Origin of the sequence: Xenorhabdus stockiae (assembly GCF_002632825.1) — a bacterium.
GTDB classification, from domain to species: Bacteria; Pseudomonadota; Gammaproteobacteria; order Enterobacterales; family Enterobacteriaceae; genus Xenorhabdus; species Xenorhabdus stockiae.
On the sequence record NZ_NJAJ01000071.1, the window covers coordinates 1 to 7,321 of the forward strand.

Here is a 7,321-nt window from a genome sequence, read left to right on the forward strand (position 1 = left end):
CAAAAGCCAATAGCATGTTAAAGAAAGTTACCAGTGATTTTGGCGATGTTTGATAATCACAAACGTTTTCGTTTGACAAATTTCCGAAAACTGGGTAAACTTGACGCTAATGATGGGATACTCTGTCTTATCAAATAGAAGCCTCGCCCTTGCGAGGTTTTTTTATTTCTATCAGCACCAAACTTCAAATATACAACTCACCGGATCACGCACTCGACAATCAAACAGATTTTGTAATATGTCACCCTATTTTAAGGCGTATTGATTCTGTTACAGGCTATTCAATTGAGATAAAAAACCGACCTCAGTAATATTAACTGGCTAGTTAGCAGTAGGATGAAATGACCTTTAACAAATAATAAGTGAGGTGTTTATGTCTGATGTTAATAAGCTGGATAATAAAAAATGCTCATTTAATCCTGATCAATACAAATATAAGAAAAGTATTGATATTGAAGTTGACGATGTAGCACCTGTGGGCTCTTTCCCATGGGCAGTAATTCAAGTTTATTTGAATAAACCAGTAAGGCGTAGCGACTGGGATTTTAATATATACCTTATGCCTAAATACGATGATTCAGGTAGCGTTATTTATCTTCAGTGGCTGGATAAAGATGGAAATATCTTACCTTGGACACCTGAGCAGGAAGATATGGTAGCTTGTGACTGGATTTCTATGGATTGTATGCTGGCTTTTAGTTTAAAACTGGGAACTAGCAAGTATGGTGGTACTGCTGGCACTGGTGTACCTGGCCAAGATTGGGGGTATATGACCATACATGGAGATAAAATTTCCAATGAATCTACTTTTGGGACGTTAACTGAAATTCAGAATAAAACAGATATTGAGAGTATTTTAATGTTCTACTGGGAAGAGCGGCAAGGCGATAGAAACTTACGCCTGAAAACATCTTCCAATAAAGAAAATTATGAAAATATGCTGAATTTAACGAAAAAATCCCTTTATATAACTGTTGAGGGAGTGTCTTATAATGTTGGCGTTCCGATAGTGTCGCGATCTTACTCAACTAACGATGACCCTAATTATTGGTACACGGCTTATTACGAAAACGATGATGCACAAAAAGTAGGTACCATATTGAAACAAACAGACCAAACCAAGACTTTTTGTCTTAACTGGAAATAAATCTACATCCAGTATCCAAGGCTGCGCATTGCGTAGCCTTTTTGTATTTCCGTCAAAATAAACAGCCCCTGAGTGGGGCCGTTGGGTTATGGAATGAGTTGTTCTGGCGTGCAGTTGTATAGTGCAGCCAGTTTTTCCCGTGTGCGCTTCTGGGGTCGATCTGACGCCTCCCACTGAGACACGGTGGATTGAGCTGTGTTGAGCTTTTCAGCGACTTCATACTGAGACAGCCCACGATAAATGCGCCAAGCCGCCAGAATAGAAACATCCTGGTCAACTATGATAGACACAACGCCGTTAGGCACGGTCACATCATCGTATTTTGACGGAGTGTAGGGCACATCCTCCCAATTAATCGGGTTGCAATTCATGTCGGGCAGCTTCAGCAATAAAATGACTACGATCCCGATATCGCATCGGTTCTTGTTTTACTCTGGTATCAATGCGTTTTATCAGGGTATCAGGCAAGGCAACGTTGATACGCTGCTGTTTGCCTTCAAATTCAGATAAATCAATATCAATCACGAACCAGCTATCAAAATCCGCATATTCAGGATTGGCGGCATAAACCAAATGTCCGGCATCGTGGAGTTGATCCACGGTGAAATCACTGCTGTAAATCATTTCCTCAATAGTGAGTAAGATAGCTTCCCGTACCATTGCAGGAATATCTGATTGAGTATCAGCAGCAGAAAAACAAGCACAATCATGGGCAAAAAATGCCGGGACGACCATCCCATATGCAGTATTTTCATCTTTGGGTGTTTCAACACCGACTGAAAAAAACATAGTTACCTCCAGAAGAGGGCGGGGATTAGATCCCCGCCGATTTTTTAATGGATTTAACAGTACCTAGTGGTAAATCTTTTTTCGGATGCGGAACAGGAAAGGTTTTCCCTGTTATCGGAGACCACCATATTTGGTGGCTGGTTCCTTTATGCCGCCTTAATTCACACCCTGCTGCTGTTAGTTCCTTTATCAGGTCAGTTGATTTCATTTTCCCTCCTAACCTGAAAATGATTATACACACATATACACACAAATCAATATTTATTCATTAATAGGGGCGAGCTTATTTCACCCCACGGACTCCCATTGTTCTGATGGGATGGAATAGGCGTATGGACAAATATTCAAGCCCCTCTGCCTATGGATGGGGCGCATTTACTGCCATGCTTGGTGCGTTATCTCTGAACGACTGGGCGATCATCATCGGACAGTAGGCACGTTTGCTGTGAACTGGTACTACAAGCATCGGGAATTCAGCAAACATGAAAAAGACGAGTAAGCTCACGACAGCAGTCATGGGGCTGATTATTTCCGGTGCAGGTGCGACAGCCATTCTGTCTCAGTTCTTGGATGAGAAAGAAGGCAACCGATTATCAGCGTACCGGGATGCAGGCGGTATCTGGACAATCTGCCGGGGAGTGACCCGAATTGAGGGTATTCCAGTTCGGCAAGGAATGAAGCTGACAGAGAGTCAATGTAATGACCTCAACGTTAAAGAAGTAGAGCAGGCCATTGCATGGGTAAGAAGCAATATCAAAGTGCCATTAACCGAACCGCAAATCGCGGGAATTGCCAGTTTCTGCCCGTACAACATTGGCCCCGGTAAATGCTTTTCTTCCACGTTCTACCGGAAGTTAAACACCGGAGACAAGAAAGGGGCTTGTCAGGAGGTTAAGCGCTGGGTATTTGATGGCGGCAAAGATTGCAGGCAGACCAAAGGCCAAGCTAATGGCTGTTACGGTCAGGTAGAGCGACGAGCTCAGGAATCGGAATTGACGTGTTGGGGGATGGATGAATGAAATTCAATATCACCTATGGTGTTGCTGTGGCGCTGATTGTTGCCACTGGTGCTGCTTACCACTATCGCTCTGGGTATCAAAAACAACTCGGTATCAATAGTGACCAAGCAACCGAAATCCAGCACCTGACCGACACCATCAACTACCAGAACACGCACATTGACATGCTGCATGAACTAGACACCAAACACACTCAGGAACTCGCCAATGCCAAGACTGAAATTGACAGGCTGCGTACTGCCTCTCTTGCTCACCCTGAGCGGGTGTACATCAAAGCCAAGTGTCCCGTGCCTGAAACCACTGCCACCTCCGGCATGGATGATGCAGACACCGCCCGACCTACAGACTCCGCTATCCGAAATTATTGGTTACTCAGAGAGCGAGTTGCTACCTCAGAGCAAATGATTCTGGGATTGCAGGAGTATGTTAGGACACAGTGTGGGTGGTTTGTTGATATACGAAAGGAATAAATCGTTTAAAAAGCGACTTGATTCATATTGAAATTCTTCCAAATCATACACGCTTGGAGGTTTACAATCATTTGTATTTTTAAAATAAATATTTGATATAACTCACTTAAATAACTCTTCTTTTAATAAACCAGCGGGTTAAGATGGCATTGTGAATATAAGGTGCCAACGTAACGATTTTATAAATCAAACGATAAGGCGGAGTGTTTGAAAATAAAAATACTGAATTAGGAGAAACGATGAAAATTAAAATTAACACAATTGAGTTTACTGAGATATCTTTGGACGGTCAGGAAACTCCCTATATAAAAGTAAATTATACAGTTTCTGCAACTAGCCGCGCCATAGGATTCTCGAATTATTTTAGAATTCCATATAGCGAAAACCTGTCTTTCGGTGAGGTTGAAAAGCAAATTACAGAGGTTGCAATAACTGAACTCAAAGAAATATGCGTCCAAATTTAATATATTTATAAGTTTCAAAGTACAGAGTAGTAGCAAGCTATAACCAACAATGTAACCGGAATGAGTAAACGCTACTAACAAAATTGCAATTTGAAAGATGGCGGGCATATAGATTTTGTAAAATCACTCTCATTACCGCTTTTCCTCACATAACCCCAAGCCATCACATCTCGTGGTGGCTTTTTTGTCTCTGAATTTCACCGCTTCTCGCTCGAAGCACAAACACCAAAGAACCTTTCAGGATAAGCCTTGAGGAATACCAGTAGTGGTCTGGTTAACCCTCTTTGGGCTGGTGATTCCTGAGCGCAAGGTTTATCACTAAAAGGAATTGACTATGACATTAGTTGAAATTAAGAAATTTGATTTACTGGCAAACTCTATGGCGATTGCTGAAGGTGCTAAGAAAGCACACGACACCGTTACCCAAACTCGCCCTAAATTTACATCTTCAGATATCACAGGCAACCAAAAACCGCTTGACCTGATCCAGACCGTGAAAAAATCTGCTATGTATCATTGGGAAAACCTATTGCCTGCCTGTGGTATCGATATCCCAGCGAAGGGCAAACATAGTGCTTGCCCTGTCTGCGGTGGCACCAACCGTTTTCACTTTATTGATGATCACCATCATGGCAACTGGCATTGCCGCCAGTGTGATTATCGGGGTAATGCATTAGCCCGGTAACCCGGAGAAGACAAGCGCAGCGCGTCAGGATGATTTTAATCTGTTGTATTACGAGGAATTAAAATTATGTAATTAACTGATTTTATTTTAGAAGAGAAGTTAATCACAATTTTCCTTATAGACTCTTATTCGCTCTGGAATGCGTAAGTGGTGACGTTATATTCTGCTTCATTAATGTGCTAATAACATGTCCCTATCATCAATGAGGCAAGGAAATATGGAAACACGCTCGCGTTGTTAGTTTACTGAAGGCAGCATCACCATACCGGAAGGTTATCAGGAACAGACCGTCAATATTATCATCGCGCACAATGTTCCCGCATTGAATATCAGCCGCGACCAGTTAAATGAAGGGGAAGATTTAGCTGGTTATATCACCCGCCAGAAAACGTTGTTGAAAAACGGCCTGCGAGACTGGCAGCTCCTTGAAGAACAACCCGCCATATTAGGTGACAACTTGCTGCAAGGCCATTTGTTGCTTTCACGTTATCGCCCCAAGAAAGGGCAACAGGTCTATCAGTGTCAGGCGGTATTTCTGCGGGATGAGAAAAAAGTGCTGATTTTTACCCTGTCATCCCAGCAGGCATTTACTGAATCACAGCGGCAGTGGCTGGATGACTGCCTGAAAAGTTTCCAGTTCTAGGGAGAGAACATTATGCCAGAAGCGGCAAGGCTTGGGGATACGATAGGTCATTCCAGTGCAATGGCCGGGTTAGTTGCAGGTACGATTATTGGTTCATTGATTTCAGCCGCAGGCGGGATTGCCGCAGGTTTTCTTTTTGTGGCTGGAGTAGCCGCCTCCTGTGTCGGGGTTGGTGTTTTGTTGATCGGCCTTTCCATTGCGGTGGGAATGGCAGCAGGTTCGTTAGGGAATATGGCACGCGATGCCTGTGTTTCGGCAGGTGCTTCGTCACGAAGTCCCAGCGGAACCATTACCAGTGGTTCCACGAATGTTCTTATTAATAACGCGATGCTCAACTTTTATGATGAGTTGAAATGACATAGCCGCTCCTTTATAACTTTAAGTCGTCAAAAATAGAGAAATAAAGGAACAAAAGGCTATGTCACAGCAAGATTTTATCATTTGGGTGTTTTGTTGGGTAGAGGATAATTTAACCCAGTTACAGCAAGGTATGCAATTCAGAAGCCGGGGATAATCTTATCAAAAGGGAAACTGATACCGACAGCTACCAGTATCAGTGGGATAATATGGGGCGTTTGTTGGAAGCGAATCGTGTTCCTAATGCCTCCGGGAAACAGTTAGGATTGCTTCCGAATACGATTAGCTTTGAATATGATGTGCTGGGGCGCGTGATTAGGGAGCAGAACGGAGAGGACGTGACCCAGTTCAGTTATGATGAAATGGATAATCTGACTGAATTGACTCTTCCGCAGGGTGATACTCTGCGTTGGCTCTACTATGGTTCCGGTCATCTCAGCGCTATTCGGCATAATCAACAGATGATTACGGAATTTGAACGTGACAACCTGCATCGTGAAACTTGCCGGACACAAGGTAAATTATTTCAGTTTCGTGAATATGACCCATTAGGACGTCGCATCAGCCAATACAGCGTCAGGGATAAATCAGCATCCATCGAGCAGGGCAAACCGTGGCGGGCATGGCATTATGACAGGCAGGATGATCTGTGTCTGATGGAAGATCATTACCGTGGTTGGGTGGAATACCTGTATGACTCTGAAAGCCGACTGAAAAAAGTCACCAGCGTAGACAGCTTTGAAGAAATGCTGTGGTACGACCGTGCAGATAACTTACTTGAACGTCCACAATCTATGATGGAAAAAGAGGTAGAAGAGAATAAACACCTGACCCCGCAAGGCGACAGGCTGACGCAGTGGAACCAGTGGCGTTATGAGCATGATGCACATGGAAATGTTATTACTCGTGGAACAAGCATCGGTAACAAGCAAATGTATCGTTATGATGGCGATAATCGTCTGATTATTGCCGAAGGCAACGGAATGAAGGCCTGTTATCATTATGATGCACTGGGTCGGCGTATTCGCAAGGTAGTCACTACATGGCCGACAGGTACGCCTCAGCAAGAACAAACGGATTTTGTTTGGTACGGACTGAAATTGTTGCAGGAACACAACGTCAACACAGGCAAAACCCAGACCTATTGCTACGAATCCGATGGTAGCTACATGCCATTATCCTGTATTGTTGTTAAAGGTTCTGTGTGTAATTATTTTTGGTATCACGCGGATGTTAATGGTGCGCCATTGGAAGTCACCGATGAAGAAGGAAAAATTGCGTGGTCAGGTAAATATGATGCCTTTGGTGCGGTTAACAGTATCACGGTAGCATTTTTTACTGATAAGGAACGTTCACCGAAAAATTTTGACCAGAATCTACGTTATGCCGGACAATATTTTGACAAAGAGACGGGGCTTCACTTCAATACTTATCGGTATTACGCGCCTGAAATTGGTAGATTTATCACGCCTGATCCTATTGGTCTAAACGGTGGGTTAAATGTTTATACATATGCACCGAATCCAATAAACTGGATAGATCCTTGGGGATTAGCTAAAGATAAAACCTATACTGTTACCCGAAATATGGGTCATGCTCCCAATGATTAGATCTTGTGATAAACTCCCTACTTTTTATTCTGGGTGAGATATGGCTAAAGTGGATGTGATTTGTCGTTACTGTCATAAAACAAACGAGGTTAAAGGGCATGGAAAAGGACGTACTGGACATCCTCGCTATCACTGCT

General features: G+C 43.2%; 10 protein-coding genes and 4 pseudogenes. 11 read left to right on the plus strand and 3 right to left on the minus strand.

What is annotated here, in order from left to right:
• The first annotated feature begins 373 nt into the window (after window positions 1-373).
• Window positions 374-1,147 (plus strand): Thoeris anti-defense Tad2 family protein, encoded by a 774-nt coding sequence (locus Xsto_RS19600; RefSeq protein ID WP_099126168.1) that lies wholly within the window; start codon window positions 374-376, stop codon window positions 1,145-1,147.
• Between the two features lie 86 nt (window positions 1,148-1,233).
• Here Xsto_RS19600 and Xsto_RS19605 read toward each other — a convergent pair whose 3' ends face one another.
• The 3 genes from Xsto_RS19605 to Xsto_RS19615 are packed head-to-tail and all read right to left on the minus strand — an operon-like array spanning window position 1,234 to window position 2,144.
• Window positions 1,234-1,518, minus strand: coding sequence for a helix-turn-helix domain-containing protein (locus Xsto_RS19605; protein ID WP_099126169.1), 285 nt, complete (start codon window positions 1,516-1,518; stop codon window positions 1,234-1,236).
• Complete coding sequence (locus tag Xsto_RS19610; protein WP_099126170.1) at window positions 1,499-1,936, minus strand: type II toxin-antitoxin system HicB family antitoxin; 438 nt, start codon at window positions 1,934-1,936, stop codon at window positions 1,499-1,501. The genes Xsto_RS19605 and Xsto_RS19610 overlap by 20 nt, the downstream gene beginning before the upstream one ends.
• A gap of 25 nt (window positions 1,937-1,961) precedes the next feature.
• Window positions 1,962-2,144 carry a type II toxin-antitoxin system HicA family toxin gene (locus tag Xsto_RS19615; protein ID WP_099126171.1) on the minus strand — a complete coding sequence of 61 codons (183 nt, stop codon included), beginning with the start codon at window positions 2,142-2,144 and terminating at the stop codon, window positions 1,962-1,964.
• A gap of 124 nt (window positions 2,145-2,268) precedes the next feature.
• Here Xsto_RS19615 and Xsto_RS19620 point away from each other — a divergent pair.
• From Xsto_RS19620 to Xsto_RS21275, 10 genes and pseudogenes are all read left to right on the plus strand, one after another.
• Window positions 2,269-2,435 (plus strand): annotated as a pseudogene (locus tag Xsto_RS19620) (phage holin family protein).
• Window positions 2,419-2,955, plus strand: a complete 537-nt coding sequence (locus Xsto_RS19625) for a lysozyme (protein WP_099126172.1) — start codon at window positions 2,419-2,421, stop codon at window positions 2,953-2,955. The pseudogene Xsto_RS19620 and the gene Xsto_RS19625 overlap by 17 nt, the downstream one beginning before the upstream one ends.
• Complete coding sequence (locus Xsto_RS19630) at window positions 2,952-3,425, plus strand: lysis protein (protein WP_099126173.1); 474 nt, start codon at window positions 2,952-2,954, stop codon at window positions 3,423-3,425. Before Xsto_RS19625 ends, Xsto_RS19630 begins: the two co-directional genes overlap by 4 nt.
• A gap of 239 nt (window positions 3,426-3,664) precedes the next feature.
• Complete coding sequence (locus Xsto_RS21270; RefSeq protein ID WP_141554548.1) at window positions 3,665-3,889, plus strand: hypothetical protein; 225 nt, start codon at window positions 3,665-3,667, stop codon at window positions 3,887-3,889.
• 379 nt (window positions 3,890-4,268) lie between these two features.
• Window positions 4,269-4,547: pseudogene (locus Xsto_RS19640) on the plus strand (primase-helicase zinc-binding domain-containing protein); the annotation flags it as partial.
• A gap of 283 nt (window positions 4,548-4,830) precedes the next feature.
• Window positions 4,831-5,217 carry a DcrB-related protein gene (locus tag Xsto_RS19645; protein ID WP_244590469.1) on the plus strand — a complete coding sequence of 129 codons (387 nt, stop codon included), beginning with the start codon at window positions 4,831-4,833 and terminating at the stop codon, window positions 5,215-5,217.
• Window positions 5,218-5,229: 12 nt separating this feature from the next.
• A pseudogene (locus Xsto_RS19650) lies at window positions 5,230-5,541 on the plus strand (hypothetical protein); the annotation flags it as partial.
• Between the two features lie 94 nt (window positions 5,542-5,635).
• Window positions 5,636-5,728: pseudogene (locus Xsto_RS23050) on the plus strand (IS982 family transposase); the annotation flags it as partial.
• 55 nt (window positions 5,729-5,783) lie between these two features.
• Window positions 5,784-7,184, plus strand: coding sequence for an RHS repeat domain-containing protein (locus tag Xsto_RS19660; protein ID WP_244590468.1), 1,401 nt, complete (start codon window positions 5,784-5,786; stop codon window positions 7,182-7,184).
• A gap of 40 nt (window positions 7,185-7,224) precedes the next feature.
• On the plus strand, window positions 7,225-7,321 hold a 97-nt coding region (locus tag Xsto_RS21275), incomplete at its 3' end, for an IS1 family transposase (RefSeq protein ID WP_339955557.1).